Genomic DNA, 26957 nt, shown 5'->3' on the forward strand with positions numbered 1-26957 from the left:
ACCCCGCTTGAGGCCGCCTTGTTGCCACGCGCATTATTGGGGGATTTGCGAAAGTTATGAATCATGAATAAAGGCCAGCAATTCCCTATCAAGTTTCCCCGTTTTTTGCCGATAACCGAGACAGGCTGAGTGAACAAACTCAGCAGCTTAATAAAACCCTGTGGGCCACCGGCACCGCAGCAAAAGGAATTCTTATGTCCAATAGCTTAATCAATACCGCGATGAGCGGACTGAATGCGGCTCAGGTGGCGCTCAGTACCGTCAGCAACAACATTTCCAACTACAACGTGGCCGGCTATAACCGCCAGACCGCCATTCTGGCGCAGAACGGCGGCTTAAGTACCATGAGCGGTTTTATCGGTAATGGCGTAACCGTTACCAGCGTCAATCGCGAATACAACCAGTTCATTACCAACCAACTGCGTAGCGCACAGGGCAATGCCGAAGCGCAGGGTGCCTACTACGAGAAAATCTCTCAGATAGATAACCTGCTGGCGAGCAAAACCAACTCGTTGTCGACCAACATGCAGGATTTCTTCACTAACCTGCAAAACCTGGTGAGCAATTCTGGCGATGACTCTGCGCGTCAGACCGTGCTGGGCAAAGCCAACGGTTTGGTTAACCAGTTCAATAACACCGACAAATACCTGCGTGATATGGACAGCGGCGTCAACCAGCAGATCAGCGACAACGCACAACAGATCAACAGTTACAGCCAGCAGATTGCCCGCCTGAACGACGAGATCACTCGCCTGCGCGGCAGCGGCGGCGAGCCGAATGCGTTGTTGGATCAGCGCGATCAACTGGTGACGGATCTGAATAAAGTGGTTGGTGTCCAGGTGACCCAACAGGATGGTGATGCCTATACGGTTTCATTCGCTAACGGCCTGACGCTGGTGCAAGGCAGCACCACTTACCAGGTGTCGGCAGTCCCTTCCAGCAGCGATCCTGCACGATTGACCCTGGGCTATGACCGCGGCCACGGTGCCAGCGAAGTGCCTGAGGGCCAGATCAATAGTGGCAGTCTGAGCGGCGTGTTCAAGTTCCGCAGCGAAACGCTGGACGGCGCGCGTAACCAATTGGGGCAGATTGCACTGGCGTTGGCAGATAACTTTAATCAGCAGCACCGCGCAGGTTTCGATCTGAACGGCGACGCTGGTACCGACTTCTTCAGCTTTGGTGGAGGCCGTGTGGTGGATAACACCCGCAATACGGGTGACGCCTCACTGTCGGTTTCTTATACCGATACCAGTAAAGTGAAAGCCAACGACTACCGCGTTGAGTTCGACGGCAGCAACTGGCAGGTGAGCCGCCTGCCGGACAACGTTAAGGTGAACGCTACAGCGGGCACGGGTGCCGACGGTAAGCCTACCTTGAGCTTTGATGGCCTGCAGGTCAGCATCGACGGTAGCGCCAAGGCCAAAGACAGCTTTACCGTGAAGCCGGTCAGCGACGTGGCGGGTAGCCTGAAAGTCGCCATCAGCGACACGTCGAAAATTGCTGCTGCCGGCAAGGATGACAGCGGCCGCGGCGACAATGAAAACGCCAAAAAACTGATCGATCTGCAAACCCAAAAGCTGGTGGACGGCAAAGCCACGTTTAGCGGTGCCTACGCCAGCATGGTCAGCAGCATCGGCAACCAGACCGCCGCCGCCAAGGTGGCGACGACCTCGCAGGGCAACATTGTCACGCAGCTGGCCAAGCAACAGCAGTCGATCTCCGGCGTTAATCTGGATGAAGAGTACGGTGAGCTGTTGCGTTTCCAGCAATATTACATGGCTAATGCGAAGGTGGTTGAAACTGCCAGCTCGCTGTTTGACACCCTGTTGAGTATCCGTTGATTTAATTGCCGACCGGCCTTGATGGTGCCGGTCGCTCACAGTGAGGAACCTACAGCATGCGCATGAGCACCAGCATGATGTACCAACAAAACATGTCCGGTATCACCGGCAACCAGTCGTTGTTTATGAAGGCTGCCGAGCAGCTGGCGACGGGCAAACGGGTGATCAACCCCTCTGACGATCCGCTGGCGGCATCGCAGGCGGTGATGTTGTCGCAGTCACAGGCCGAGAACAACCAGTATACGCTCGCGCGCACCTTTGCCCGGCAGAGCGTTTCGATGGAAGAAAACGTGTTGGCCGGTGCAACGTCCACCATCGCCGACATCAAAACGTTGATCGTCAACGCGGGTGGCACCAAAAGTGATAACGACCGCGACTCGTTGGCAACGCAGTTACAGGGGTTGAAAGATCAACTGCTCAATCTGGCTAACAGCACCGACGGCAATGGCCGCTACATGTTTGGCGGTTACGTGAACGATAAGCCACCCTTTGTCGATGAAGGTGGAACCGTAAGCTATAAAGGCGGTGACAAGGCGGTCGAACAGAAGGTGGACGCCAACCGTACTATGACCATCGGCCATACCGGTGATGGGGTGTTTATGGCGCTGACCAGCAACCCGAAACCTGAGCCGGACGGCAGTGCCCCGGTTGCCAACGTGTTTGAGAGCATCGACATTGCCCTGAAGGCGCTGAAAACGCCGCAGCAGGATGCGGACGACGCCACCAAGCAGCAGGTGACTGATGCCTTGGCCAAGGCGAGTCGCGGCATGGATAACTCCTACAACAAGGTGCTCAGCGTGCGCGCCGAATTGGGGAGCCAACTGCAGGAAATGGATCAGTTGGACAGCATTGGCAAAGAGCGCGACATGACCAACCAGGTGCAAATGAGTGCGCTGACGGATGCGGATCTGGCCGAATCGATCTCTGCTTACTTTATGCAACAGGCCGCGTTGCAGGCGTCATACAAGACCTTCGGCGATATGCAGGGTATGTCGCTGTTCCAGATGAACCGCTAATTCCCGTCGTCTTTCAAGCCGCAGCGTGGTTGCCTGCACGACAAGGCCCATTCACGGGCCTTGTTTCTGGCTGCAGCCTGAAATCGATAGGCATAGCGATGATAAATCGCCTTTAGTGAGGGCGCAGCAGGCAGCGCGCGCTCAGAATGAACGGCAATAATAAACACCCGTTGTGAAGCCATAGCGGGTAACCCTTTGGGTGTGCTTAGAAAACTCTATCTCTGTAGAGAATTCTTGAAACCGGGCGCACTTGTTTGGCACGTCACTCTTTCCCCCACTAAGGTTTGAGTGACGTGCCTTTTTTTCGACAGACACAAAAAATAGATGTGTCATATCCGCCTTATTTAACGCCGTGAAACGCCGAGGTATTTATTGCGGACTGAGGAATAATTATAGATGTTATATATCTATATTTAATGATAACGGCAGCGTTATTTTTTCTTTTTAATCATTTTCCATTTCCCGTCTTTTTCCGACGGGCAGAGGGCAATCTGAATCCGGTTGGTTGCCCAGTGCGTCAGGCCCAAGGTTCTTCGTGCTCTTCGGTTGGTTTTTGCTTTCATGTCTATGCTCCTGAGAATAGAGGTAAAAACACCGCAGATAATAAATATGCCTGACCCGCCGGCTGACCCCGGTGAGTGGCTGTTTTATCCTTGCGGAGATGGAATGTGTTTTATATTTCTACTTCCCTATGCGTTCTTTTTTAATCGCGCTCCTGTATTTTATCCTGTGAAAATTAATGGATGGCAGGGTGGTTTTCTACTGATGGCTTTATATTTAACAAGGCCATTCTAAGGGGGGTATTTTATTATTCAAGGCAATAAGATTAATTGAAGCCAAATAGTGTTTATCTGTTTTTTTCAACTTTTTATAGCGAGAAAGGGGGTTTACTGCCAGTTTGTTCGGAGAGGGGCGGCCGTTAAGCCGCACGGGTTGGCTAACATTAAGGCGTCATGTTGCCGATGACGCTGGCCAGACGATCGAAGAATTCGCCGAAAAGGTGCTCACAGAACGGTGCCAGCATCGGCATCATCATACCTATGGTCATGATACCTATCGTCATGGTGACCGGGAAACCGATAACAAACACCGACAGCTGAGGGGTCATGCGATTGAGCAGGCCCAGCGCCAGGTTCAGCGTGAGCAACAGGCATATCAGCGGTAACGCCAACATCATGCCGTTGATAAAGATCAGCGAGCCTGCTTGGGTGAGCGCCAGAAAACCATTGCCATTCAAGGGTTCCGCCTGGATAGGCAGGGTATGGAAACTGTCCACCAACAGTGAAATCAGCCACAGGTGGCCGTTGAAGCTGAGGAACAGCAGCATGGCCAGCAAATTGAGTAGCCGTGCCAATACCGGCGTATTCGGCCCGCCACTGGGGTCAAAGAAGGTGGCGAATGACAAGCCCATCTGCATGCCGATCACTTCGCCAGCCAAGCGTATCGCCGCAAAGGCAAATTGCATCGTCAGGCCCAGCGCCACACCGATCAGTATTTGCTGAGCCGCCAGCCACAACCCGGCTGCGGAAAAAATGGGGACAGTACTGATTGGCAATCCGGGCGCAATCAGTATCACGATCAGCCCGCCGAGGCCAATTTTCACCTTCTTGCTGATTTGCTTTTCGCTGAAGACCGGAGCAGTACTGATGAGCGCCAGAATGCGTAGCAATGGCCAGAAGTATTGACTCAGCCAGACGCCGAACTGCGCGCTATCAAATGTGAGCATGATTAACCAATCAGATTTGGCAGATTAGTGAACAGCGTACGCATGTAATCCAGCAGCAGGTTCAACATCCATGGCCCGGCGATCACGATGGTGGCGACCACCGCCAGAATTTTTGGAATGAACGACAGCGTCATTTCGTTGATCTGGGTGGCGGCCTGCAGCAGGCTGACCACCAGGCCGCTGACCAGCGCGGCGAGCAGCATGGGGGCTGCCAGCGCCAGCGCCACTTTCATCGCTTCGGTGCCCAGTGCCATGACCGATTCGGGTGTCATTATGCTTCCTTCAGAGGTGGCGTGAGCGCCGGGTTACGAGTAAAAACTCTGCGCCAGTGAGCCGAGCAGTAACTGCCAACCATCTACCAGTACGAACAACATCAGTTTGAACGGTAGCGAGATGGTCGCCGGCGGTACCATCATCATCCCCAACGCCATCAAAACGCTGGCGACCACCAGGTCGATAATCAGGAAAGGAATAAACACGGTGAAACCAATCTGGAACGCCGTTTTTAGCTCGCTGGTGACGTAGGCAGGCAACAGAATGCGCATAGGCACCGCTTCCGGCCCCGCCAGCGGGGGTTGGTTAGCGAGTTTGGCGTACAGCGCCAGATCGGTTTCACGCGTTTGGCGCAGCATAAACTCGCGTAGTGGCTGCGCGCCTTTATCCAACGCCACATCCAGGCTGATTTTATCCTGGCTAAACGGCAGATAAGCGTCCTGATAAACCTTGTCGAACACCGGTGACATGATGAAAAAGGTCAGGAAAAGTGCCAGTCCAAGCATCACCTGGTTCGGCGGCGCTGACGGGGTACCCAGCGCATTGCGTAACAGCCCAAGGACAATGATGATGCGGGTGAAACTGGTCATCATCAGCAACATGGCGGGCAGGAAACTGAGCGACGTCAGCAACACCAGTGTTTGCACTGGCAATGACCAACTTTGGCCGCCGTTAGCCAGCGGTTGGCTGATCAGCCCAGGCAGCTGTGCGAAAGCCGCCGGGCTGACTAACAGCAAGGCCGCGGTGATACCGCAAAGGCATTGCTTGCCCCGCGCAAATGAGGCGATATAAGGAACGAGGAATTTCATGCCGATTTTTCCGGGCGTTTCAGAACTTTTTGCATCAGTTGGCGAAAATCCGCCGGCGGCACCGTGTCGGCTACCGTGCTGTCTTTCGGTGGTGCGGGCAGGGTATGTAACGGCGTGATTTGCTGTGCAGTGACGCCGAGCACCAATAAGGTGTTATCCACCTCGATCACCACCACGCGCTCACGTTGTCCCACCTGACAACTGGCACGCAGGTTAAGCAGTTTGCTGTTGCGTGCCTGTGGGGCAAATCCCAGACGACGGAAAAGCCAACCTGCCAGCAGGATCAAGAGCAGGATACCGCCAAGCGCGGTGCTGACTTGCGTCAGCACCGAACCGGCCGGCAGCGCCGGCGCGGAGGATTGCAAAGTGCCTGCGTTAGGCGTGGTCGTGCTTGGATTCATCAGCGGCTCAGGCGGCGCATGCGCTCGGAAGGGGTGATGATGTCGGTAATGCGCACGCCAAACTTGTCGGCCACCACCACGACTTCGCCTTGGGCGATCAGATAACCGTTGATCATGATGTCCAGCGGTTCACCCGCCAGCCCGTCCAACGCCACGACAGATCCCTGCGACAGACGCAGCAGCTCCTTGATGGTCATTTTGGTACGGCCCAGTTCGACGGTTAATTTGACCGGGATGTCCAGGATCAGATCGATATCTTGCAGGCTGCCGCTTGCATCTTGCGGTTCCAGCGATTTGAACACGGCGTCACTTGCAGACGTTTTTTCAGTAGCTTGCTGTTCGTTAAACGCATCAGCCCACAGATCGTCCACGGATTCCTTTCCTTCGCCAGACGGTTGCTTAGGATCACTCATTTGGGCTGTTCCTCACTCAGAGCATTCAAAATAGGGTTAATCAAATGTTCAACACGCAGGGCATATTGCCCGTTTAACGTGCCGTATTGGCTGGTCAGAACGGGTACGCCGTCCACGTGGGCAATCAGGCGATCCGGCTTATCAATCGGTAATACGTCCCCTGGCTGCAACTTCAGGATCTTTGACAGCCGCATTGGGATATCGACGAAGTTGGCAATCAGTTCCAGCTCGGAATGTTGCACCTGCTTCACTAAGGTTTCACGCCAATGGCTGTCTTCCTGCCGTGAGTTTTCCAACGGCGGGTTGGTCAGCAGCTCGCGTAACGGCTCAATCATCGCAAACGGAATACAGATATTGAATTCACCGCTCAGCGCACCGATCTCCACCTGGAACGGCGTAGTCACCACAATGTCGTTCGGTGAGGTGGTGATATTGGTGAATTTCACCTGCATTTCTGCGCGCACGTATTCCACATTGATCTTGTAAATCGCGCTCCAGGCATCGCCGTAGGCGTCCAGCGCCAGGCGTAACATGCGTTTAATCACCCGCTGCTCAGTGGGGGTAAACTCACGGCCTTCCACTTTCGTTGGAAAGCGGCCGTCGCCGCCGAACAGGTTATCGACGGCGATAAATACCAGGCTCGGTGCGAACACGAATAACGCGGTGCCACGCAGCGGATTCAGGTGCACCAGGTTGAGGTTGGTTGGCACCGGCAGATTACGGGCAAATTCGTGATACGGCTGGATCTTGATCGGGCCGACGGTAATGTCCGGGCTACGACGCAGCAGGTTGAACAATCCCATGCGGAACTGCCGGGCAAAACGTTCATTGATGATTTCCAGCGCGTGCAGACGCTCGCGTACCACGCGGCGCTGGGTGGTCGGATCGTACGGCTTGACCTCGCTCTCGTTGCTGGTGACGGCTTCGGGTTCATCACCCGCGCTGTCTCCATTGAGCAAGGCGTCGATCTCTGCCTGTGAAAGAATGCTGTCGCCCATAGTGATTACCGCAATATGAAGGCAGTGAACAGCACATCGCTGACCACCTGCTTCGGTTGTCCCTTAACCAGCGGTGGGCTAAGCACGTCCTTAATTTGCGCCACCAGTTGCTGCTTCCCTTGTTCGCTACTCAGTTGACCCGCTTCCTGACGTGACAGCAGCATCAGCAGACGGCTGCGCACTTCCGGCAGGAAATCGTTCAATTGGCGGCGGGTGTTTTCGTCCGGCAAGCGTAATGTCAGGCCGATATACAACACGCGATCCGGGTTGTTATCGGGCGTCATCAGATTGACGGTGAAGGTGTCCAGCGGCATGAATACCGGTGCGGCCGGCGGTTGTGGTTTGGCGGCAGGTTGCGCGCCGCTCTGATGTTGCTTGAGCTGCCACCAGCTGTAACCGGCCGCGCCGCTGGCGATGACGGCGATCAACACCAGCAGAATGACCAGAAGGGAGCGTTTAGGGGCTGCCGGTAGGGTATTTTGAGACATAGCTAAATCAAATTCCTGTTGTTATACCCGTCGTCTTTCAAGCTGCAACCTAAGATCTCGCGGGTATATAGCGCGTGTAAAAGCCGCACGCATGACATAATTTATCCAAAATAATTGGAGTTGCGTCGCGACGGCCTGGTTGTCAGTCCCCAAGCGCATAGATAACTATGTGACCGGGGTGCGCAAACGCAGCCAACAATGATGCAGCTTCAACTATGACGGGTAGCGGTATTATCGCGTCTATTCCGGCGTGCAATAGCCAGAATAGACAGAGAAAAGCGTGCCAGCTTGGACGTTTGCGGTGGCTCAGGCGAAAATATCAACGCCGCTGACGGCGCGGGCCATCGCCTGCAATTCCAGCGGCGCGCTGAGAGCCTCACCGGTCAGATTGCTGTCACCGTGGCGATCGCGGTAATCCGGTCGGCCCTGCTGCTCAGCGTTTTGTTGCTGTGCCTGTTGCCACTGGGGTGTGGATTCCCCCCCGACGCTGCTTTGCCCCAGATTGATGCCGCTCTCTGCCAATGCATGACGCAGTTGCGGCATGGCGGCTTCGACGGCGGCACGTACCTGACCTTGTGCGGAGGCAATGTGCAGGTGGGCCTGATTGTCATCCAGCTTGAGGGTGATTTGCAGCGCCCCCAGTTCTTGCGGATGCAACCGCAGCTCGGCACTTTGCTGGCCGTTGCGATGGAACATCAGGACCTGTTGGTTCAATGCCTGCTGCCATTCTGGGCTGCCAAGTTGGGCGTTCAACTGGGGGGTTGGCGGCGCAGTGACCAGCGAGGTCGCGGGTGCCGATGCGGCTATCGGGCTGGACACCGGTGGAGCCATGTGAGGATTAACCGCTGCCTGAGGTTGCGCGTCCGCGCTGAATTTCAACGCGGCGGTATCCATCTTGTCGTGCGTTGCGGCTGTCTGTTGCGGGCTGTCCGCGCGGCTTTCAACGTTGAGCGGATCTTTGGCCAGCGTTGCCGGGGTTTTCTGTACGTCGGCTATCGGGCTGCCCTTGGCGTCTGGTTGTTTACCCAGTGCGGCGGTCAGCAGGGCGGCAGGTTGAGTGGCATCCTGATCACCTTCAACGGTAAGTTTGGCGGTGCCTGGTACAGAAGGGGGAGTGGCGATGGGCAGCATCGCGAACAGGGCTTGCAGTGTGGCTGCGTCGATCTCACCGGCAGGCCGCAGAGCAACGTCTTGAGGCTGCTGATCTGAGGGCAGCTCTTCGTCGGCGTCGCTGGCTAACGGCTGATTACCACGTAATAACGAGGGCGTAATAAGCCCATCGCGCTCGCCGAAGGCGGCCAGAAGCTGCGTCAGTTGGTTGTGGCTGAGCGGGCTTGATTCACCTTCTGCGTCCAGTGCCGTCGGTGACAGTTTTCCTGCGGACTTGTCGGCAGGTAGCACGCGTGCACCGAGCAACTGGGCAAAGGCGGAGGAGAGCGCTGACGCGTCCAGCGGCGCCTGTGCGTCCGGCAGTAAGCCGGTCTCGCTCTGAGCCGATATGCCTGGCAAAGCGTTGAGATTCATTGTTGTAGATTCCTTTGTGCACTGCGTTGAGCGAACTCATCCATCAGTTTTTGATCCCGTTTGTTCTCCAACTGCTGCTCCGCGCTCTGGGCACGGGAGTGCAGGGTTTCGAAGGCATTCAGCCGCTGCTGCTTGTCTTGCCAGTGCTTCATGGCGTGGTCGACCTTCTGCCCCCACTGCGTCAGCTGTTGGCGATGTTGGGTAATGGCCTGTTCCAGCGTGCCGATAAACTGCTGGTAGTTCTGCCAGTTTGACGACTCCATGCCGCCACTCAGTTGGTTATTCAGCTTCTGGCGGTACTCATCCTGATAATTGAGCAACATGGAAAGCTGCTGCTCAGCGGCTTGTTGTGCCTTGCGTACCTGACCCAATTGCTGCGTTGCCTGTTCCACCGCATCCTGCGCCAGATCGCGCAGGGTAATGAGGGGTGACTGTGGTTTCATCGGATTTGCGCCTTTAGTGACGTTAAACGATCAACTGTTGTAGCTGTTGGCAGGCGTCGTCGTAACCGCTGCGCTCGAAAATACCCTGTTGCAGGTAGGCCTCCATCTGCGGATACAGCGTCATGGCTTTGTCCAGCAGTGGATCGCTGCCGGCGACGTAGGCACCGACGCTGATCAGGTCACGGTTACGTTGATAGCTGGCCAGCATCTGTTTGAAGTTGCGTACCCGGCGGTAATGCTCGTCGTCAATCAGTGACGTCATGGCGCGGCTGATCGACGCTTCGATGTCGATAGCCGGGTAGTGACCGGCTTCGGCAAGCCGTCGCGATAGCACGACGTGACCGTCGAGAATGGCGCGCGCCGAGTCGGCAATCGGATCCTGCTGGTCATCGCCCTCCGTCAGGACGGTATAAAAGGCGGTAATGGAACCACCGCCGCTGATGCCATTACCGGCACGTTCTACCAGCGCCGGCAGTTTGGCAAAGACGGAAGGTGGGTAGCCTTTGGTTGCCGGGGGTTCGCCAATAGCCAGGGCGATCTCACGCTGCGCCATGGCATAACGGGTTAGCGAATCCATAATCAGCAGCACGTGTTGACCACGATCGCGGAAGTCCTCGGCGATACGGGTGGCGTAGGCGGCCCCTTGCATACGTAGTAAGGGGGAAACGTCTGCCGGTGCGGCAATGACCACCGAACGTGCCCGGCCTTCAGGGCCAAGGATGTTCTCGATAAAGTCTTTGACCTCGCGGCCGCGTTCACCGATGAGGCCGACGACAATCACATCGGCCTGGGTATAACGCGCCATCATGCCCAGCAGGACGCTTTTCCCCACGCCAGAACCGGCAAACAGGCCCATACGCTGCCCGCGCCCGACGGTCAGCAGGCCATTGATGGTGCGTACGCCGACGTCCAGCACCTGTTCGATCGGCGTGCGTTGCAGTGGGTTGAACGGGGCTGTGATCAAAGGTGCACGGTAGCCGGTTTCCGGTGCAGGCAGGCCGTCGAGCGGTTTGGCACTGCCGTCGAGCACGCGTCCCAGCAATGCCGGGCCAAGTGGCAATTGTTTGCCGGCACTTTGCCCTTCGGGCGAGATGCGGGCGTAAACCCGGGCGCCGGGGACAATGCCTTCCACTTCTTCCAGAGGCATCAGAAACAGCCGCTGACCGTTAAAACCGACCACTTCGCTTTCCACTTCCTGCACTTCACTGGCGTCGTGACGTTCGATCAGGCAGGTGGCGCCAATCGGCAATTGTAGCCCGGTGGCTTCGAGCACCAGCCCGGTAGCGCGTGTCAGACGGCCATAGCGGCGTACCGTCGGGGTGTGGGCAATGCGTTTTTCCAGCTGGTCCAGGGACGTCAGCCAGCGACCGAGGCGCAGGGTCATTACACGTCCCCCGGCGCGGCAAGGCGGCAGAGTTCGTGCCAGCGTGTTGCCAGGCTGGCGTCGAGATCGCCTTCATCGGCACTGACCTTGCAGCCTCCCGGGTGCAATTGGCCATCCGCCAGCAACCGCCAGCCGTGCAGGCTGAGGGTCGCACCTAATTGCTGCTCTATCCGCTGATAGTCATCCGGATGAACGCGCAGCTGCGGTTTGCCGCTGAACATAGGCTCTTGTTGGATCAACTGCTGGATTTGGGCCAGCAGAGCGGTTCCGTCACACACCGGGGGCTGACCGAGCACTTGCTTGGCGGCGGTTAAGGCGAGTTGCATAAGGCGCGAGGCTATTACGCTGTCGAGCGCATCCAGCGTGTGCTGGAATTCGGTCACCAACTGTTGCCAGTGGGCAGTCAGAGGCTGTTGCTGCTGTTGCGCCTCCAGCAAGCCCTGCTGGCGACCGTCCTCCATGCCGGCCTGAAATCCTGCGTCGTAGCCCTTTTGCTGACCGTCCGCATAGCCCAGCTGCTGGCCCTGTTGCTCGGCCTGCAGGCGCAACTGGGCCAATTGCTGCTCCTGGGCGACAGTGTCGTCCACCGGGATGCCGTAAGTCTCTGCCACCGGCAGAGGGGCAATCTCTGGCTTGGGTTCGGTCAGATCGTTAAGCGACCATGGCTGCCAGGGCAGGGTGTTGATGCGATCAGACATAGGTGTCCTCGCCACCGCCGATAATCATTTCGCCGGTTTCTGCCAAACGACGGACCACCAACAGGATGGCTTTCTGTTCGTTCTCTACCTGCGACATACGTACCGGGCCACGGTTGGCCAGGTCGTCGCGCAGAATGTCGGCGGCGCGTTGCGACATGTTCTTGAGGAACTTCTCGCGCAGCGGCTGTTCCGCACCTTTGAGCGCGACCAGTAAGGATTCGCCTTCCACTTCCTGCAACAGGCGTTGGATGCTGCGATCGTCGACTTCCACCAGATTTTCGAACAGGAACATCTCGTCGATGATTTTCTGCGCCAGTTCGCCATCGTACTCGCGCATGGCGTCGATAACGGCTTCTTCCTGCTGCGTTTTCATCAGGTTGATGATCTCGGCTGCGGTGCGCACCCCACCCATTTTGCTGCGCTTGAGGTTTTGGCCATCGAGCAGGTTGTTCAGAACTTCGGTCAGTTCTGCCAGCGCGGCCGGTTGCACGCCGCCGAAGGTCGCGATACGCAACATCACGTCGTTGCGCAGGCGCTCGTCGAACAGCGCCAGAATATCTGCCGCCTGACCCCGTTTCAGGTGGACCAAAATGGTCGCGATGATTTGTGGATGCTCGTCGCGGATCAGATCGGCGGCGCTCATCGGCTCCATAAAGTTCAGTGTTTCCATGCCGGTGGTGGTTTCGCGCGATTCGAGAATATCCTCCAACAGGCTAGAGGCACGTTCTTCGCCCAATGCCTTGACCAACACAGAACGCAGATAGTCGCTCGCATTGACGCTCAGCGCTGCATATTGTTCGGCGTCGTCTTCAAACTCGCGCAGTATTTCGTGCAGCTGTTTGTGGGACACCTGGCTCATGCTGGCCATGGTGCCACTCAACTGCTGGACTTCGCGCGAGGAGAGGTGTTTAAACACCTCGGCAGCGCGATCTTCACCTAGCGTCATCAGCAGGATGGCGCTTTTTTCGGTTCCGGTCAGACTCATAGTTCGTTACTCATCCATTGGCGGATTACCAGAGCGACCACACGCGGGTCTTTATCAGCCAGATCGCGGATCCGCTGGCTCTGGACTTCTGCACTGACGCGCTGCTGCGATTTACGGTGCTGCGCCAGCTCCTCATTACTCGGTTTAGTGCTGTCGGCCGGTTTAGCCATTGGCGTATTGGCAGCGGCGAGCGCGGCTTTTTGCACGGCCTGACGGTTTTGCAGTTGCGGGCGTACCAGCTTGCGCCAGAGTAGCCAAGCGACCAGCAGGACCAGCAGATAACGACCTGCGTCGAACAGACGATCGATAAAGGCCTGGCTTTGCCAGAACGGCAACTCGGCACCCGTGACGTCGTTATCAGTAAACGGCGCGTTGACCACATTAAGGGTATCGCCACGGGCACTGGAGAAGCCCATGGATTCACGTACCAGGGATTCAATCTGTGCCAACTGCTCTTTGCTCATCGGCAATGGCTTGCCGCTTTTATCCGTGCCGCTGTAGTTGACCACCACCGCAACCGACAGCCGCTGCACTGTCCCGGCTTTTTGCTGGGTATGGCGAATGGTGCGATCGACCTCGTAGTTGGTGGTTTCATCGTGACGGCTGTTCTGCGGCCCAGTACTGCGCGGCGCGGTAGAGGCGGCGGCCGTATTGGCCGTGTTGGTGTTATTGCCTGCGGCAGCCGGTTTGGCGGTTTCGATCGGCGCGGTAGCAGGGGTGCTAGGCTGATTTGACAACGCACCCGGTACACCGCCGACCTGTGGCCCACCAATTTGATCGCTTTGGCTCATTTGCTTTGAGCGCACGGCAGCTTTGTTCGGCTGCTGGTTGGGTTGATATTCTTCGTCGGTTTGCTCGCGGGTCGCAAAATCGATCTGTGCAGTGACCTGAGCACGCACGTTGGCGCTGCCGACCATCGGTGCCAAAATGGCTTCTATCCGGCGTTGGTAGCGGCTTTCCACTTCGTTGGCGTATTTCAGCTGTGCTGCGTTCAGATCGCGACCTGCGCCGTCAGACTGGGTAAGCAGCCGACCTGATTGATCGACCACCGTAACGTTGCCTGGCGGCAAACCGGCAACGCTGCTTGAGATCATATAAACGATGGCGTTGATCTGGCCGTCATCCAATGCGCGACCGGGTTGGAGCGTCAGTGTCACCGAGGCAGATGGGGATTTTTGCTCGCGAACGAACAGGGAAGGTTTTGGCAGTGCCAGATGCACCCGGGCGTTTTGTACTGGCCCCAGTGATTCGATGGTGCGTGACAGTTCACCTTCCAGCGCACGCTGGTAGTTGATTTGCTCACTGAATTGACTGATGCCGAATTTTTCCTGATCCAGCAGTTCGAAGCCGACGGCTCCCCCTTTAGGCAGGCCCAATTGCGCCAAGCGTAAACGGGTTTCATGCACTTTCTCTGCGGGGATCAGCAGCGCCGCACCGTTCTCGGCGAAGCGGTAAGGGATATTCATCTGCGTGAGTTGAGTCACGATGGCCCCGCCGTCGCGATCGTTAATGTTGCTGTACAGAACGCGGTAGTCTGGGCTTTTCACCCATAACAGCAGCGCAACCACAATGGCGATGGCAGCGGAAGCGGCGATCAGCAGTGGGATTTTTGGGTTGGCGCGCAGACGATTCCACATGGCTTGCAGGCCATTATCGCGGCTTTCGGTGGCGGTAATTGAAGCACTCATTTTAGCCAGTGTCCTTCAATGACGCTCAGGATCCGGTGCAGGCCACGGCGTAGCTCCCTGCCAGGCTGATGAACGATGTGGTTAGCGTTGTGTGACAAAACAGACTCCCTGATACACATATAAATATACCCTATGCCTTTCAAGTTACAGCTAGGCTGCCGGCTCGCTCATTCCCTGGTGTTGTAGGGGCGCAGCATGCTGCACCTGAGTTAATCGGGGCGAATTCATTTGCCCCCTACAGCAGCCATTGAGGTGAGCGCGTGCAGATAAAACGCTGCAACTTGAAAGACGACGGATATAGCGGCGCTCCCATTTCTGGGCATGCCATTATTTCCTCTTGAGGGGAATTTCGATGGCCCGATAAGCCGGGTTTTTTGCAGTTAATTAACGGCTTTAGGATAAAAACGCTGTGATAGGGTGTGGATCATCAAAGTAGTGCCTGATGCAACAACGTCCGGCAACAACGTTTTTATTGAGGTCAGAATGGCAATTCAGGGCATTGAAGGGGTATTGCAGCAACTGCAGGCCACGGCGATTCAGGCGGGAACAATGGGGCAAAGTGCGCCGGCACAGGGCGTCAACTTTGCCAGCGAACTGAAAGCCGCGATCGGCAAGATCAGTGATACCCAGCAGGCCGCACGCAAACAGGCGCAGGATTTTGAAGTGGGTGTGCCGGGCATAAGCTTAAATGACGTCATGGTTGATTTGCAAAAATCCTCAGTCTCACTGCAGATGGGCGTACAGGTGCGTAATAAGCTGGTTTCCGCCTACCAGGAAGTGATGAATATGGCGGTGTGATTGACTAAGGTATTTGAAATTATTGATAAATATTAACGTTCATCTAATGCTTGGGGCATCAGTGGGGCAAAAATAGATAATTTCTGGTTTAGAAGGGATACTTGGTCATGGTTGTTTTCAGCCATCCACGCGCCATAAACCGGGTAAACCATTTGGGCGGATGAGTGGCCCATTTGCTGGGCAATAAAGTTTGTGTTTGCTCCTGCCGAAAGTGACCAGCAAGCATAGGTATGCCGTGATTGATAAGCCTTTCTATGGCGTACTCCTGCTCGTTTAAGCGCACTGTCCCAACTCTGGCTAATTGAGCCTTCTGAGTAGTGCGCGTTTTCCTTCCCATTCCTTGCCGTCATAGATGGATTGAATACGAACGTGCATTTGTGGATTACGGACTTTCCGAATTCACGAAGCGATACACCGATGTCATAAGTTAGGCCAAGCCTTGTTTTTACCCACGCAACATCGACCGCCCGAGCCACTACGAATGCTTTAAGCCAAATACTGGCAGCGTCGGAATAATGGGCGCGACGTTCTGCCTCAGCGGCTTGGTGCGCTAAGTTTTTATATCCAAATGTCATGATGCTCCGGTGTTAGTAGGTGCGCTGGGGGGGACTGGGGCTAATAGTTGGTTGAATTGCTGAAAGTGTCTCATTACACCTTCCTGCTGGAGTAGGTTCAAAAAGAAACCCGGCGTTTAACCGGGCTGAAAGGGTGATAAATTATGGGGTCATACTTTCCTGAAACTTGGCTTGCCGTTTTTGGATCGCCATTCTTTGATGACTTTAACTACAGCCTCAGGGCCTTGATTGCCTTGTTCAGGGTAATATAACAAGTCCGATCCTGACGGATGCTCAGACAACCTCTCAAACTCCATAACAGCATCAATATGCGCTTCTTCTGATGGATAGGTGTCGTTATAAATACCCTTTACGAATTCGAGGAATTCTTTTTCCGTATAATCAGATATCGTCTTATTAGCCATGTTACTTCCCTCCCTTTCTTGAATGAATTTCAATATGTCGTTTCGGGGTTACGACGCCAAGATTATCAACATCATAGACACGCCCGCCATCTTTTATCATTTCTAGATGATGTAATTCAGCTTTAACCCTTTTCCCTACTCGCTCGGTCTTTCGAACATACGGGGCTCGCCCCTTTTTCATGGTGGCTAAACTACCTGGATCAAATTGCTTGCTTAATGCAGGATCTTTACTTACTTCCTGCCAGAATGCATTACGAAACGTATCAAAGTTCGCAAACTCCCGACCACGCAGCTTGTTCGCAATCTGAATGGGGATTGGCGCGCCGAGTTCCTTGCCCGCTTTGTTTAGCCAGCCTTCACCTACTTTCTGTCCCTTGCCGCTCACTTTACCTGGCATATCTCGTGGGCTACTGAACACCACATAAATCGGCTCGACGCCGGTACCTTTGGCGTCAGGCTGCCAATAGATAAAATCTTGTGACTCATCGTTGTTTGCGGCCGGTGACGTAGTCACCACAATGTTTTCCACCGGCTTTACATCGGTGCCAGTATGCACCGGTGTTGCCGGTACCCGCGGAGCCTGATTACCAGTATTCGATGGCGCAGACGGTGCTGCCGCCGGATTAATCAAAACTGTCCGAGAGGGGGAACCGGCTACTGCAGGCACAGTGATGCGATCCAGACCGGTTTTTTCGTCACGTACCGCTGTTAATACTTGGACGGTTTTCGGCACACCATCACCGGTTTTCAGCAGTTTCAGTGCCAATTGGCCGTTTGACATGACTAATTGGCCACGCGCGGGCAAGTCGACCGAGCTACTTCCCGGTTTCAGCCCGAGCTCTTTGGGCAGCATAATGCTGGCCGGATAGCTGAACAAGGCAGGAACATCACGGCCTGGCACTTTGTCACTCCCCAAACCCACCTTCGAGGAATGGAAGATAGCGGCCAGCGTAAAGCCACCGGCGACACCGGTGGCCAGCGACAGCCCACGACCAATAGATCCCGCTAGTGACTCCGGCAACGTCCCGCCTAGCATCACTGTTCCGCTGCCTGCCACGGCAAATTGAACTGAACCCGGAGCGCGACTCAAGGCCAATGAGCCAGTTTCCCTCATAGAGGCATTGGCCACCTTTACCATGTCAGGCGTATAGGTCGGGGCAGGATGCACTCCAGCCTTAGCCAGTTCAGCTATAATTTTGGCTTTTGTTTCCGCCGCCGCTTTCGCCTCTGCCTCTGCGCGTGCTTTGGCCTCCGCTTCCGCTTTGGCTTTTGCCTCGGCTTCTGTCCGGGCTGCCGCTTCGGCTGCTGCCTTCATTTTGGCTTCTGCTTCAGCCCTGGCTCGTGCCTCATCTGCCGCCTGGGCGCGAGCATTTGCTTCGGCTTTTCGCGCAGCATCCAGGGTTATATCCGCAAGTCCCTTGTCGATGTTAGCCTGATTGAGCGCCTGCTGTGCTGCAGTTAATTCAGCCGTGACGACATCAACCTGATGCTGGAGATTATTCAGTTTTCCTTCCTCCTTATCCAACTGCCCCAAATAAGTCGGGTCAAGCTGATACATTTCCGTGAGCATCGAAACCAGCGTTTTTTTCTCGTCACGTGGAGGAATGGCTGAGGCCAACTGTTGATTCTTTTGGCGTATCTGTTCTGCGGCCTGATTAATGCGCCCTTGAGCTTCACGCACTTTATTTTCAGCCGCAGATACGCCTATTTTTGAACCCTCTGCGGTCGCTTTCGCTTTTGCTTCAGCTTCTGCTCTGGCTTTAAATTCGGCTTCGGCCTGGGCGCGTGCTCTATTTTCGGCTTCTTTTCTCGCCGTCTCTTCCGCTTTTTGTTTGGCTTCTGCTGCTTCTCTTTCCCGTTTCAGCCGTTCCTGCTCTTCATGCCAGAGTTTTTGCAGATAGTCGCCGACTTCCCAAGAATCATATCCACTAATCGCATTACCTAAATCCAGGCTAACTGAACCGAATGGGTTAGCAGAACTAAACGGATTACTTCCCTGTCCATTCCCGGCAGGACTGACAGATAAATTATTTCCATCCCACGCACCTGCTGTCGGCCATCCCCATTGCGCGCCATCCCACACCATACCGGGCTGAGGCAATGTACCGTTATTGTCACTCATAATAACTCCTGTTATGTGAAAATAAATCAATAACTGTATTTATATACAGTAAGCAGAGCTTCACATAACGGTCCCTTGCTCGTCAATGTAATGATAATCATTAGCATTTGTATCATCAATGATACAACACCTGCCTGGAAGAATAAGATGTCAATATGGGGCGTTTTCTTAGGGGATTTCTGATTCAATTTATTGATCGAACTTTAAAGTCTTCGGATCACTGTTGTTCTAACACTTAGCGATGCTGGGCCTGTCCCATGTAGCGAATCATTTCCGCGCCAATCCAAGCGCCTACCGGAATGATTACCCCGTTGCCGATCTGCTTGTATGCTGCGGTATCTGAAACGGGGAAGCTGAACCAGCCAGGTACTCCCTGCAGGCGAGCATATTCACGCACTGAATATGGGCGAACTCCGTTAGGGAAGCGTTTATCAACAACCAGCCGAGTGCTCTTATCCTTCGCGTAATGGGCCACACACGTTGGGGCGATAGAGGAAATCTCAACCGGTGCTATTCCACCAGGCTGGCAGACGGTTCGCAACTTGGTGGCCTTGTCTGGTTTATCTGATGGCAAGGTTCGGGCGCTGATCTGCTCGTTTCATGTTCCCAGTAAGAAAATCCCCTTTAACGCTCCTGGCGGCATCCTGACGAATGCGACGGTAGCCAAAGAGGATGACTTTCTTTCTGCACTCAGCGAGATGCGTAAGATGTTCACTCGGGCATGCCGATGCAAATACTGGTACCACCCGCGTCTCGGTCGTTTCGAGATGAAAGAACTCCATGACTAATAATCACTCTGCGCCATTAAACCGACCATATCTTGATGGTCGCGGTAGACGTGTGACTGTCATTCGCTGGGATCGGACTGTGCAACAGGTGATTTTTATGCGAGAGGGCTACCCGTATGAATGCATGCAGTCACTTGAGCGATTTAGAGAGAAATTTAAGCGAGTCGAAGTATGAGCACGAACCTGATGGCGCAGGCTATGAGCACCAAGGTGGGTAATCCACTGCGCAAGCTGGTGCTGATCAAGATAGCCGACAGCTACACATTGGCACTACAAACCACTTTATCAATCTGCGCAGGTCACGTGAACATACTAAATGAGTGGCGAACTAACATAATGAGGCGGTAAGATAAAGGCATTCTAGTATTTAGTATGATAATTTAATCATAAGACTAGCTTTCTAAAATGAGCGGCTTGTGAAAATAGATAATGTTGAAAAATTTAAAATCATGCTTCGAGATGAGTCAATTGATGATTTATTGACAGTTTTAGCACCTAAAATGCCATTGCATAGGCTCGACCCTTTGATGATTCGAAGTCGCGTAGAGGACATAACAAATACAGAGTTAATCGAGTCCTTCGACAGGTTATATGATGCTGGTATATTAATGACAGGTGAATCTGGTGGAATAGTCAAGGGCCCAAACTGGAAGGAGCCTGAGTTTGTTACGAGCAAGAAATACGAGTAATGACATTACAGATGGCACTCATTGAGTGTCATTGATAATGTCAGTTCGAGGTCCAATACCTACCGTGATAATGTTAGTTTTTAATAAGGATAGGGAGCTGACTAATGGATTATGATGACGCATGGATGTATAAGCTACATGCCGCAAAAGCGGTACAGGGAATCGAGAGAAATGGGTGTTACTGGTTCAATGCCATGAGGCCTTCTTATGGGATAGTCCCAGAACTTCTTAGAGAGGTTGGCTATGCGGTAATTACTTTCAATCCTCCTCCCGTTTTTGAGTTTGCCGTGTATCTGTCTGACAACCACCCTCCTATTGAGGATATTGAAGAAATTGCCAGGATGAGGCAAGAGATGCGCGATGAGGGGGTGGATGAAGATAAGCTCCCTACCTCATTATAAGAACATGCCGCCTACGGGCGGTTTTTTGTTGCCCATCATAGAGCATTTATCCAGGTGCTGCGTAATGCGCAAGCAAAGTCACTGATAAGCCGAAAGGTAGTGTAAGTATCCCTGCTTTAGTTCCACTTACTTTTTGAGATTTCCATTTTCTCAGCCATCAGCCGATATTCTTCCGGCGTCAGGTTATTCAGGGATTCATGAGGCAGCTCACTGTTGTATTCATTCAGCCAGCGTTCCGTTATTTCCCGTGCTTCATTCAGTGTTCTGACTAGGTAAAAATCCAGGATTTCTGTCCGGTATGTCCGGTTGAATCGTTCGATAACGTCTTTCAGTGCTCGGCATTCCAAGCTCAGGTCGGCAAACATCTGCTTCAGGCAACGATTCTCGTCTTCAAGGTCTTTTATCTTTTTGATATCAGCGGCGTCCATCCCGCCATATTTCGCCTTCCAGTTGTAGTAGCTGGCTTCGGATATCGCGGCCTCACGGCAGACATCTTTGACGGTTTGCCCGGCTTCGACGGACTTCAGAACGGCGATGATCTGGTGCTCGGTGAATCGGATCTTGCGCATAGCGATCTCCTCAGGGGACATAGTCAGTATGTCGCAAGATCTCTAAAGTGAATGGGTCGTTTTGCAGGGATACTTACAATATCACCTCTGTTCAGGTGGCCAAATTCAGTATGCCACTACACATGAATGGGGCAAAAAATTACCGCAAAGCAACTCAAAGTACCCTAATGCTGTGAATCGTCTTGCGGTAATGCATTGCTTAGTACTTAGTTATTGCTTACTTCAACTAACTCATTGAATTAACGCCATCACATGATGAATATGGCGGTGTGATGAACATGGCCTCGTGTTTGAGGCCATGCTTGTTGGAGATGACGATCAGGAAAGTAACGCAGCAAGTTGATGGTGGGCACTTTCCATACCCCGATCTCGTCCATGTGGTTTCATATCCAGGCCTTCCGCATAAACGAATTCCACTTCACTGATGCCCATCAAGCCTAAAACGGAACGCAGGTAGGGTGTGATCGCATCGGTTTCGTTACCCACATGTATGCCGCCGCGCGAACTGATCACCAGGGCACGCACCCCTTCAACCAGACCGACCGGATAAGTCGCCGTGTAGTTGAACGTGACGCGGGCACGTGCCACCAAATCAAACCAGTTCTTTAAATGTGTCGGTACGTTAAGGTTGTACATCGGCGCACCAATCACCACCAGATCGCTGGCTTTAAGCTCGGCAATTAATTGATCCGAGAGTGCCACCACCTCTTTGGCCCGCGGGCTGGGGGACTCGCTGCCACGTAATGCGCCAAACAATTCGGCGTCCAGCACGGGTAAGTCGAGCGAAACCAAGTCGCGTATTACGACGTTATCCTGAAGCCCCTTGGTGTTGCGTTCGGTCAAAAAGGCGTCGATCAATGTATTCGTGTGGGATTGATCGCCCATGATGCTGGATTTGAGTACCAAGATATTGTTCATGATCTTTTCCTGATGAGTGTCTGCATAAGCCCCAATGCGTCAGTTGGCCCCTTGGGGTGTTCGAGATAACGCATGTTAACATTGCTGAATATTCACCAGTGGTGATAGTGTTTCACATCATTGATTCCAAGAAGGAAGCAATACGGTGAGAACAGAACTAAACGGCATCCCGGTATTTGTCGCCGTAGCGGAGGCGGGCAGTTTCGCCAACGCGGCTGAAAAATTGCATCTGACACGCTCTGCCATCAGTAAAATTATCTCTCGGTTGGAGGCGCGTCTGGGGGTCATGCTTTTCCTGCGCACGACGCGCAGCCAAAGTCTGACGGATGAGGGGGTGTTGTTCTATGAGCATTGTCGACAGGCACTGGCGACGATCAACAATGCCGAGGCTTTGCTCGATAGCGGCAAAGTGCAAGCCAGCGGCAGATTACGTGTGTCAATGCCCGTGCTGTTCGGCCATTTGTGCATTGCGCCGATACTGACGGAGCTGGCGATACAGCATCCGCAATTGACGCTGGAACTCTCCTTTAGCGATCGCACAGTGGACTTGATCGACGAAGGGTTTGATCTGGCTATTCGTATTGGCGCCTTGCCTGACAGCAGTCGCCTGATAGGTCGGCAGTTAGGCCACCACGGCATGACATTTTGTGCGTCACCGGCCTATTTACAGCGCTGTGGCGAACCGCAGTCGTTACAAGCTCTGAGCCAACATCAGGCGGTAGGCTATTTACGTGCCGGCAGTGTCCAGAAATGGCAACTCAGGGACGGCAACAACAGCCTGCAAGAAATCAGGCCGCAGGCAAGAATCGTGATGGACGATATGCAAGCTATTGCCAATGCTGCGGTAAGCGGTGCCGGCGTGGTTTGGCTACCGTATTGGCTTGCTCGTGAGCACCTTGCTGAAGGTCGCCTGGTGGCGATAATGCGCCGCTTTAGCAGCGTAGATTTCCCCGTTAGTGCCGTTTGGCCCCATGCCGCTTACCAACCGTTAAAAGTCAGGTTGGCGGTGGACCAATTAGTTGCGCAACTTCCTGCCCGATTGGCCCTTGTTGCGCCTTGATCACCGAATGACTGTGCTGTAGTGATGTCATTGTGAATAATCAGTGGCTTGATCATGGCGATAACGGCAACGCAACGAACATCAATCGCCGGAGTAGAAGGGGAGAAAGTACGATGTAACGCAAATTGCCATGTTTATCGCTGCATTATAATTCCAGGGTGTAAAGACCTTTCAATTACCAGGTAATATAATGAGCGGTAAAAGTGAACGCAGATGGCGGTTGTTAAGTATTTTAATACTTATCGTTTTAACTGTATTAATAAGCATTTTAATTAAACAAAGTTAAAACAATTCGGGCCACGTTTGTGGCCTTACTGTTTTATTTTCCCGCCAACATTCGCATGGCTTCTTCTTCATACAGTAAGCCAAACAACCACATGCCGAGCAGTAATACAACCAGGGAAAACAGCAGCTTTTCGTTGAGCATGGTTTATTCACTTCTGACCGTTTTAATGCTGCGTTGATGCTATCCCACCTGGTCGTTTTGTGCCAATCCTGTTTACAAAAACAACGACTTCATTGTCCAATGATTTAATTTACGCGTGTGGCCATCACTCCTGCGCTTGCATCATGCTGAAGTGATCGGGGCGAGGCGTGCTGGGTTCCATTGCGCGCTGGTGCCCGCGGATTGCCGTGGGAGCAAAACCGAAACGCTTGCGAAAACGCTCTGCGAACCGTGACGAGCTTTCATAACCCACATGCTGTGCAATGACGGATATCGGCCAATCTGTAGATTGCAGAAGCGCCAATGCACTACTCATACGCACGTCGATCATCAGATTGCGCAACGACGTATTCTCTGCCGACAACTTGCGACGCAACATCACTTCACTCATCGACAATGTTTCCGCTACCTCGGCCGCCGTCCAGATATTATGGGGATCGGTCGCCAGGCAACGACGCACGCGCTGGGTTAAATTCCTAATCTCGTTATGCATAAAGTGGACATTGAATTGTTTTAACCAGAGCAGGATTTCTAACATTTTGTGGCGAATGATAACCGTTGGGAAACGATGCTTAAGAGCCAGTGCAAGGCTGGTGGTCTCGAAACTGTGCATCAAGGCACAGGGCAGGTTGCGTAACGCCAGCACCGCATCGAACGGGGTAGAGGGGGCGGTTTCGACGGTGGCTGTTGGTGTGGTGAACAACAGGGGATCGCAGGTCAGCAACTGGCAACTGAAAACCCCATCTTTTGAGGGGCCGTTAATTATATCTACGGTTTGGCCTCCGTCGATGATCAACAATTCGCCCGCATGAGCGATGATTTCTCGCTGTTGCCAACGTATACGCTTGTGGCCTTGTTGTACCAGATACAGATGTGGTTGCTCAAAATAAACTGAAGGGAATAATAATTCAGTATGCTGAATGATGTGTGCCGATGCACCAATTCCAGGACAAATATTAATTGTACGTTCCATCGATATTCATTTCGCAGCCATTATCTGTGAATATCTTTACGCTTTGATGGGCGTTGGAGCAACTTTTTTCCATACGTTGTGAAGCACAACGACGTGTTTTATCTATCAAAAATAAATTTCCTGCTGAACAGAAAACGTCCGTGTTGGAGTGATGCTTATCCGTGAAAGTGAGAGCAAGGCTCAAATTGTGCATTTTTACTAATTACCCATTATCTGAATAATTCAAATGCCATGGATTAATATCCTGACTTAACCGGGGAATAATAGTACATGCTGCTCCTTATCCCAACGTCGCCGTTATTGTTACGACTTCACCTGATTTGTGGCTCTCCTAGCAGCAGAGCGCGATCGTGAAACTGACCGTAGGTGTTGTTGACCACGTTTTGGCGCGTTGATTGGCCGATTAATTCTTTCAATTGGTCCATGCGTTGCTGCAGCAAACGTTTCAACTCGGTTTCGTTGTCCAGGATTTGCTGCAGTTTATGATGCAGCAACTCCTGCAGTGCCATCGACGGGCCAGCCTGACCGGTAAAGGCGGCGGTTTTTTCTACCGCCGTCACATAGGCCAGTTCCTGCTCAACCAGTTCTTCCCACCGGCCGGTTTGTGCCAGCACAATCATATGGCTACTCAGGGTAAAAATTTGCTGATAGGCGGCTAACAACTGCTGTTGACGTTCCATTACACGGCGTCCTGAGAAGGGTGATAATTAGGGCCAATCTGGCGCCAGGCGTCAGCAATATTTTCCAACAATTTGACCACTTCGGTGATCGCCGCTTCGTCGTTGTGCAGGTTGGCCTGCATCAAGCTCCGCTTCATATAGTCATACAGTGCCGCCAGATTATCGGCCATTTCACCGCCTTGCTGGTGGTCAAGCCCGCCTTTCAGGCCGTTATCAATAATATTGATGGCCTTTGACAGTGCCTGACCCTTGCCGGCGATATCCCCCTGGTTCATCAGTATCCGTGCGCGTAATAGGGCGCTAAGCGCCCCATCGAAAAGCATCACGATTAACTGATGCGGGCTGGCGCTTATCACGCCGCTTTCCAAACTGACCTGCGCATAGGCCTGAGTGCCGCTACGGTTATACATGCTTTTTTTTACCTGGTTAAAAAGTTCTTACTTGAACTGTTGTTTTAAATAATCACCGGTACCACTGAGTTTGGACATCATGGTATCTAGCTGTACGAATTGTTGCTTGTAACGATCTATGGTGTTTTGAATGCTGGCGGTGACCGTGGTTATTTGGATATTCAGACGATCGAGGTTGGTATTGATGCTTTTGGTCGAGTTCTCGATGATGCCGCCGGACTTGATGTAGCTTTGGATCTCATTATGGATCTCGGTAGCCATGCCGGTATCTTTGCCGTTGCCGGAGAAGAAGTTGGCAACCTGTTCCGGTTTTTCATCGATGGCTTTGTTGAGTTTGGTGCTGTCGATTTCCAGTTTACCGGTTTTGGTATTGGTCGAGATACCCAGGTTGCCCAGGCCTTTCAGTTCTGGGTTATCCTGTGCGGCGCTGAGGGCGCTTTTAATCGATGACTGAATACCGCGCAGGGTATTATCGCCCAGCAGCGCACCGTTTTTGGCATTCTGCGCCTCGCCGGTTTTGACCGGGGTATATTTGGTCAGCGAGTTAAAGGTATCCAGCAGCGAGTTATAATTGTCGACCCAGTCTTTGATCTTGTCGGCGGTGCCGGTTTTATCGGTGCTGATCACCAGATTCTGCGGTTCACCTGTTTTGGTGGTGGTTTTCAGGTCGATGGTTACGCCCTGCAATGCATCGGCAATCGAGTTGGTGCTGCGTTTGATCTTCGTGCCGTTGACCAACACTTCAGCATCCTGACCTGCCACGGTTTGCTTCATTGCGTTGCTTTTGACAGAGGAGTCGTAGTTGAGGATAGCGCCCAGTTTGTCGTCATTATTGACCTGCACAGAAATGGTGTTTTTCTCGCCGGTGGTGGTGGAGCTGAGCGCCAGTTGGTAGTCGTTGTCACCCACCCGCATGATGCTGGCATTCACGCCGGCTTTGGCGTTATTGATTGCGTCACGCATTTCCACCAGCGAGGTTTGGTCGTCGGTCAGTGGAATATCCACGTTTTTAGGCGGATTGCCGGCGGTGATGCTGATTGAGCGATCGCTGCTGCCTGGCGTGCCCAGTTTTTCTGTTTGGTCGGTAACTGGGGCCTGGGTGGTCAACGTTTGCGGCTGTGCCAGTTTCAACACTTCAACGCTGTAGTTACCGGCCACGGCTTTATCGGTGGTGGTGATGGCAAACTGATCGTGTTTACTGGCGGTGGTATTGTTGAAGAATGTGGGTTTCGCCAGATCCTTACTTAAGTTATCGAACTTTTCCAGCGAGCCTTTTAACGTACCGTAGGCAGTCAATTGGGCATTATAGCTGGTTTGCTGGGTAGTGTAGGGCGTCAGACGTTGTTGTTCCGCTTTGCTTAGTTTGTCCAGCAAGCTGTTGAGGTCGAGTCCTGAGCCGATGCCTAATGAACTGATCGATGCCATTGGTTATTCTCCT

General features: G+C 53.4%; 30 protein-coding genes and 3 pseudogenes. 8 read left to right on the forward strand and 25 right to left on the reverse strand.

From position 1 onward, the window contains the following. The first annotated feature begins 194 nt into the window (after positions 1 to 194). Both flgK and flgL read left to right on the forward strand, forming a co-directional pair. Complete coding sequence (gene flgK, locus AC2FC2_RS19745; protein ID WP_209635566.1) at positions 195 to 1841, forward strand: flagellar hook-associated protein FlgK; 1647 nt, start codon at positions 195 to 197, stop codon at positions 1839 to 1841. A 56-nt stretch (positions 1842 to 1897) separates the two neighbouring features. Continuing rightward, positions 1898 to 2857 (forward strand): flagellar hook-associated protein FlgL, encoded by a 960-nt coding sequence (flgL, locus tag AC2FC2_RS19750; RefSeq protein ID WP_209635564.1) that lies wholly within the window; start codon positions 1898 to 1900, stop codon positions 2855 to 2857. Between the two features lie 431 nt (positions 2858 to 3288). Here the strand turns inward: flgL and sra are convergent, their stop codons facing one another. The 14 genes from sra to fliF form a co-directional block, all read right to left on the reverse strand. Then, on the reverse strand, positions 3289 to 3420 hold the full coding sequence (gene sra / locus AC2FC2_RS19755) for a stationary-phase-induced ribosome-associated protein (protein WP_490659759.1): 132 nt from the start codon (positions 3418 to 3420) through the stop codon (positions 3289 to 3291). 380 nt (positions 3421 to 3800) lie between these two features. Beyond that, positions 3801 to 4583 (reverse strand): flagellar biosynthetic protein FliR, encoded by a 783-nt coding sequence (gene fliR / locus AC2FC2_RS19760; protein ID WP_209635560.1) that lies wholly within the window; start codon positions 4581 to 4583, stop codon positions 3801 to 3803. Between the two features lie 2 nt (positions 4584 to 4585). Continuing rightward, complete coding sequence (gene fliQ, locus AC2FC2_RS19765; protein WP_037419012.1) at positions 4586 to 4855, reverse strand: flagellar biosynthesis protein FliQ; 270 nt, start codon at positions 4853 to 4855, stop codon at positions 4586 to 4588. Between the two features lie 33 nt (positions 4856 to 4888). After that, complete coding sequence (gene fliP / locus AC2FC2_RS19770; protein WP_245209862.1) at positions 4889 to 5665, reverse strand: flagellar type III secretion system pore protein FliP; 777 nt, start codon at positions 5663 to 5665, stop codon at positions 4889 to 4891. Continuing rightward, on the reverse strand, positions 5662 to 6066 hold the full coding sequence (gene fliO / locus AC2FC2_RS19775) for a flagellar biosynthetic protein FliO (protein ID WP_490308141.1): 405 nt from the start codon (positions 6064 to 6066) through the stop codon (positions 5662 to 5664). The genes fliP and fliO overlap by 4 nt, the downstream gene beginning before the upstream one ends. Then, positions 6066 to 6479, reverse strand: a complete 414-nt coding sequence (gene fliN, locus AC2FC2_RS19780; protein ID WP_037419017.1) for a flagellar motor switch protein FliN — start codon at positions 6477 to 6479, stop codon at positions 6066 to 6068. The genes fliO and fliN overlap by 1 nt, the downstream gene beginning before the upstream one ends. Further along, positions 6476 to 7477, reverse strand: a complete 1002-nt coding sequence (gene fliM, locus AC2FC2_RS19785) for a flagellar motor switch protein FliM (RefSeq protein WP_037419020.1) — start codon at positions 7475 to 7477, stop codon at positions 6476 to 6478. The genes fliN and fliM overlap by 4 nt, the downstream gene beginning before the upstream one ends. A gap of 5 nt (positions 7478 to 7482) precedes the next feature. Then, positions 7483 to 7965, reverse strand: a complete 483-nt coding sequence (gene fliL, locus AC2FC2_RS19790) for a flagellar basal body-associated protein FliL (protein ID WP_209635555.1) — start codon at positions 7963 to 7965, stop codon at positions 7483 to 7485. Positions 7966 to 8271: 306 nt separating this feature from the next. Next, positions 8272 to 9489: a flagellar hook-length control protein FliK gene (locus tag AC2FC2_RS19795; protein WP_490659760.1), complete on the reverse strand. Its 1218-nt coding sequence runs from the start codon at positions 9487 to 9489 to the stop codon at positions 8272 to 8274. Next, positions 9486 to 9932, reverse strand: a complete 447-nt coding sequence (gene fliJ / locus AC2FC2_RS19800; RefSeq protein WP_209635552.1) for a flagellar export protein FliJ — start codon at positions 9930 to 9932, stop codon at positions 9486 to 9488. The genes AC2FC2_RS19795 and fliJ overlap by 4 nt, the downstream gene beginning before the upstream one ends. 22 nt (positions 9933 to 9954) lie before the next feature. Next, the gene (gene fliI / locus AC2FC2_RS19805) at positions 9955 to 11316 is read right to left on the reverse strand and encodes a flagellar protein export ATPase FliI (RefSeq protein WP_209635550.1); all 1362 of its coding nucleotides are present in this window, start codon (positions 11314 to 11316) and stop codon (positions 9955 to 9957) included. Beyond that, complete coding sequence (gene fliH / locus AC2FC2_RS19810) at positions 11316 to 12014, reverse strand: flagellar assembly protein FliH (RefSeq protein WP_490659761.1); 699 nt, start codon at positions 12012 to 12014, stop codon at positions 11316 to 11318. Before fliH ends, fliI begins: the two co-directional genes overlap by 1 nt. After that, the gene (fliG, locus tag AC2FC2_RS19815) at positions 12007 to 12999 is read right to left on the reverse strand and encodes a flagellar motor switch protein FliG (protein WP_037419039.1); all 993 of its coding nucleotides are present in this window, start codon (positions 12997 to 12999) and stop codon (positions 12007 to 12009) included. Before fliG ends, fliH begins: the two co-directional genes overlap by 8 nt. Continuing rightward, positions 12996 to 14687 (reverse strand): flagellar basal-body MS-ring/collar protein FliF, encoded by a 1692-nt coding sequence (gene fliF / locus AC2FC2_RS19820; RefSeq protein ID WP_490659762.1) that lies wholly within the window; start codon positions 14685 to 14687, stop codon positions 12996 to 12998. Before fliF ends, fliG begins: the two co-directional genes overlap by 4 nt. Positions 14688 to 15170: 483 nt before the next feature. Here fliF and fliE point away from each other — a divergent pair, with 483 nt between their 5' ends. Next, entirely contained in the window at positions 15171 to 15485 is a 315-nt protein-coding gene (gene fliE / locus AC2FC2_RS19825) for a flagellar hook-basal body complex protein FliE (RefSeq protein ID WP_209635544.1), read from the forward strand. Positions 15486 to 15517: 32 nt separating this feature from the next. Here the strand turns inward: fliE and AC2FC2_RS19830 are convergent. From AC2FC2_RS19830 to AC2FC2_RS19850, 5 genes and pseudogenes are all read right to left on the reverse strand, one after another. Further along, positions 15518 to 15928 (reverse strand): annotated as a pseudogene (locus AC2FC2_RS19830) (tyrosine-type recombinase/integrase); the annotation flags it as partial. Positions 15929 to 15934: 6 nt separating this feature from the next. Next, positions 15935 to 16060 (reverse strand): annotated as a pseudogene (locus AC2FC2_RS19835) (ANR family transcriptional regulator); the annotation flags it as partial. A gap of 149 nt (positions 16061 to 16209) precedes the next feature. Beyond that, complete coding sequence (locus AC2FC2_RS19840) at positions 16210 to 16464, reverse strand: bacteriocin immunity protein (protein ID WP_490659763.1); 255 nt, start codon at positions 16462 to 16464, stop codon at positions 16210 to 16212. A gap of 1 nt (position 16465) precedes the next feature. Further along, a complete protein-coding gene (locus AC2FC2_RS19845) occupies positions 16466 to 18586 on the reverse strand; it encodes an S-type pyocin domain-containing protein (RefSeq protein ID WP_490659764.1) in 2121 nt (706 codons plus the stop codon). A 235-nt stretch (positions 18587 to 18821) separates the two neighbouring features. Next, positions 18822 to 19160 (reverse strand): DNA cytosine methyltransferase, encoded by a 339-nt coding sequence (locus AC2FC2_RS19850; RefSeq protein WP_490659765.1) that lies wholly within the window; start codon positions 19158 to 19160, stop codon positions 18822 to 18824. Positions 19161 to 19366: 206 nt separating this feature from the next. Between AC2FC2_RS19850 and AC2FC2_RS19855 the strand changes: the two genes are divergently transcribed. The 4 genes and pseudogenes from AC2FC2_RS19855 (at position 19367) to AC2FC2_RS19870 (ending at position 20464) form a co-directional block, all read left to right on the forward strand. Beyond that, positions 19367 to 19549, forward strand: a complete 183-nt coding sequence (locus AC2FC2_RS19855; RefSeq protein ID WP_490659766.1) for a DUF4222 domain-containing protein — start codon at positions 19367 to 19369, stop codon at positions 19547 to 19549. Further along, a pseudogene (locus AC2FC2_RS19860) lies at positions 19546 to 19632 on the forward strand (helix-turn-helix domain-containing protein); the annotation flags it as partial. The gene AC2FC2_RS19855 and the pseudogene AC2FC2_RS19860, both read left to right, overlap by 4 nt. Before the next feature lie 158 nt (positions 19633 to 19790). After that, positions 19791 to 20063 (forward strand): hypothetical protein, encoded by a 273-nt coding sequence (locus tag AC2FC2_RS19865; RefSeq protein ID WP_490659767.1) that lies wholly within the window; start codon positions 19791 to 19793, stop codon positions 20061 to 20063. Between the two features lie 104 nt (positions 20064 to 20167). Further along, positions 20168 to 20464 carry a hypothetical protein gene (locus AC2FC2_RS19870; RefSeq protein WP_490659768.1) on the forward strand — a complete coding sequence of 99 codons (297 nt, stop codon included), beginning with the start codon at positions 20168 to 20170 and terminating at the stop codon, positions 20462 to 20464. A 116-nt stretch (positions 20465 to 20580) separates the two neighbouring features. Here the strand turns inward: AC2FC2_RS19870 and AC2FC2_RS19875 are convergent, their stop codons facing one another. Then, positions 20581 to 21033, reverse strand: coding sequence for a transposase (locus tag AC2FC2_RS19875; RefSeq protein WP_490659769.1), 453 nt, complete (start codon positions 21031 to 21033; stop codon positions 20581 to 20583). Positions 21034 to 21351: 318 nt separating this feature from the next. Next, positions 21352 to 21951, reverse strand: a complete 600-nt coding sequence (locus AC2FC2_RS19880; RefSeq protein ID WP_490659770.1) for an NAD(P)H-dependent oxidoreductase — start codon at positions 21949 to 21951, stop codon at positions 21352 to 21354. 145 nt (positions 21952 to 22096) lie between these two features. On the opposite strand from AC2FC2_RS19880, the gene AC2FC2_RS19885 reads away from it, so the two are divergent. Continuing rightward, positions 22097 to 23011, forward strand: a complete 915-nt coding sequence (locus tag AC2FC2_RS19885) for a LysR family transcriptional regulator (RefSeq protein WP_490659771.1) — start codon at positions 22097 to 22099, stop codon at positions 23009 to 23011. A gap of 551 nt (positions 23012 to 23562) precedes the next feature. Here the strand turns inward: AC2FC2_RS19885 and AC2FC2_RS19890 are convergent. From AC2FC2_RS19890 to fliD, 4 genes are all read right to left on the reverse strand, one after another. Beyond that, a complete protein-coding gene (locus AC2FC2_RS19890; RefSeq protein WP_490659772.1) occupies positions 23563 to 24429 on the reverse strand; it encodes a helix-turn-helix transcriptional regulator in 867 nt (288 codons plus the stop codon). Positions 24430 to 24740: 311 nt separating this feature from the next. Next, positions 24741 to 25109: a flagella biosynthesis regulatory protein FliT gene (gene fliT, locus AC2FC2_RS19895; RefSeq protein WP_209635536.1), complete on the reverse strand. Its 369-nt coding sequence runs from the start codon at positions 25107 to 25109 to the stop codon at positions 24741 to 24743. Then, entirely contained in the window at positions 25109 to 25519 is a 411-nt protein-coding gene (gene fliS, locus AC2FC2_RS19900; RefSeq protein ID WP_490659773.1) for a flagellar export chaperone FliS, read from the reverse strand. The genes fliT and fliS overlap by 1 nt, the downstream gene beginning before the upstream one ends. 27 nt (positions 25520 to 25546) lie before the next feature. Next, complete coding sequence (gene fliD / locus AC2FC2_RS19905; protein WP_490659774.1) at positions 25547 to 26944, reverse strand: flagellar filament capping protein FliD; 1398 nt, start codon at positions 26942 to 26944, stop codon at positions 25547 to 25549. Positions 26945 to 26957 lie beyond the last annotated feature (13 nt).

The sequence above is a fragment of the Serratia sp. CoH_122_TC_1 genome, assembly GCF_058191755.1.

What these genes read in the sequence shown, in the direction of transcription:
- fliQ (WP_037419012.1), bottom strand. Translation starts at nt 4,855, where the DNA reads ATGACACCCGAATCGGTCATGGCACTGGGCACCGAAGCGATGAAAGTG.
- AC2FC2_RS19875 (WP_490659769.1), bottom strand. Translation starts at nt 21,033, where the DNA reads ATGCGCAAGATCCGATTCACCGAGCACCAGATCATCGCCGTTCTGAAG.
- AC2FC2_RS19855 (WP_490659766.1), top strand. Translation starts at nt 19,367, where the DNA reads ATGACTAATAATCACTCTGCGCCATTAAACCGACCATATCTTGATGGT.
- fliG (WP_037419039.1), bottom strand. Translation starts at nt 12,999, where the DNA reads ATGAGTCTGACCGGAACCGAAAAAAGCGCCATCCTGCTGATGACGCTA.
- fliI (WP_209635550.1), bottom strand. Translation starts at nt 11,316, where the DNA reads ATGACCCTGCGCCTCGGTCGCTGGCTGACGTCCCTGGACCAGCTGGAA.
- fliT (WP_209635536.1), bottom strand. Translation starts at nt 25,109, where the DNA reads ATGGAACGTCAACAGCAGTTGTTAGCCGCCTATCAGCAAATTTTTACC.
- AC2FC2_RS19890 (WP_490659772.1), bottom strand. Translation starts at nt 24,429, where the DNA reads ATGGAACGTACAATTAATATTTGTCCTGGAATTGGTGCATCGGCACAC.
- AC2FC2_RS19880 (WP_490659770.1), bottom strand. Translation starts at nt 21,951, where the DNA reads ATGAACAATATCTTGGTACTCAAATCCAGCATCATGGGCGATCAATCC.
- fliM (WP_037419020.1), bottom strand. Translation starts at nt 7,477, where the DNA reads ATGGGCGACAGCATTCTTTCACAGGCAGAGATCGACGCCTTGCTCAAT.
- sra (WP_490659759.1), bottom strand. Translation starts at nt 3,420, where the DNA reads ATGAAAGCAAAAACCAACCGAAGAGCACGAAGAACCTTGGGCCTGACG.
- flgL (WP_209635564.1), top strand. Translation starts at nt 1,898, where the DNA reads ATGCGCATGAGCACCAGCATGATGTACCAACAAAACATGTCCGGTATC.
- fliN (WP_037419017.1), bottom strand. Translation starts at nt 6,479, where the DNA reads ATGAGTGATCCTAAGCAACCGTCTGGCGAAGGAAAGGAATCCGTGGAC.
- fliS (WP_490659773.1), bottom strand. Translation starts at nt 25,519, where the DNA reads ATGTATAACCGTAGCGGCACTCAGGCCTATGCGCAGGTCAGTTTGGAA.
- fliF (WP_490659762.1), bottom strand. Translation starts at nt 14,687, where the DNA reads ATGAGTGCTTCAATTACCGCCACCGAAAGCCGCGATAATGGCCTGCAA.
- fliO (WP_490308141.1), bottom strand. Translation starts at nt 6,066, where the DNA reads ATGAATCCAAGCACGACCACGCCTAACGCAGGCACTTTGCAATCCTCC.
- fliP (WP_245209862.1), bottom strand. Translation starts at nt 5,665, where the DNA reads ATGAAATTCCTCGTTCCTTATATCGCCTCATTTGCGCGGGGCAAGCAA.
- AC2FC2_RS19845 (WP_490659764.1), bottom strand. Translation starts at nt 18,586, where the DNA reads ATGAGTGACAATAACGGTACATTGCCTCAGCCCGGTATGGTGTGGGAT.
- fliD (WP_490659774.1), bottom strand. Translation starts at nt 26,944, where the DNA reads ATGGCATCGATCAGTTCATTAGGCATCGGCTCAGGACTCGACCTCAAC.
- AC2FC2_RS19870 (WP_490659768.1), top strand. Translation starts at nt 20,168, where the DNA reads ATGGATTATGATGACGCATGGATGTATAAGCTACATGCCGCAAAAGCG.
- AC2FC2_RS19840 (WP_490659763.1), bottom strand. Translation starts at nt 16,464, where the DNA reads ATGGCTAATAAGACGATATCTGATTATACGGAAAAAGAATTCCTCGAA.
- AC2FC2_RS19795 (WP_490659760.1), bottom strand. Translation starts at nt 9,489, where the DNA reads ATGAATCTCAACGCTTTGCCAGGCATATCGGCTCAGAGCGAGACCGGC.
- fliL (WP_209635555.1), bottom strand. Translation starts at nt 7,965, where the DNA reads ATGTCTCAAAATACCCTACCGGCAGCCCCTAAACGCTCCCTTCTGGTC.
- fliH (WP_490659761.1), bottom strand. Translation starts at nt 12,014, where the DNA reads ATGTCTGATCGCATCAACACCCTGCCCTGGCAGCCATGGTCGCTTAAC.
- fliE (WP_209635544.1), top strand. Translation starts at nt 15,171, where the DNA reads ATGGCAATTCAGGGCATTGAAGGGGTATTGCAGCAACTGCAGGCCACG.
- fliJ (WP_209635552.1), bottom strand. Translation starts at nt 9,932, where the DNA reads ATGAAACCACAGTCACCCCTCATTACCCTGCGCGATCTGGCGCAGGAT.
- flgK (WP_209635566.1), top strand. Translation starts at nt 195, where the DNA reads ATGTCCAATAGCTTAATCAATACCGCGATGAGCGGACTGAATGCGGCT.
- fliR (WP_209635560.1), bottom strand. Translation starts at nt 4,583, where the DNA reads ATGCTCACATTTGATAGCGCGCAGTTCGGCGTCTGGCTGAGTCAATAC.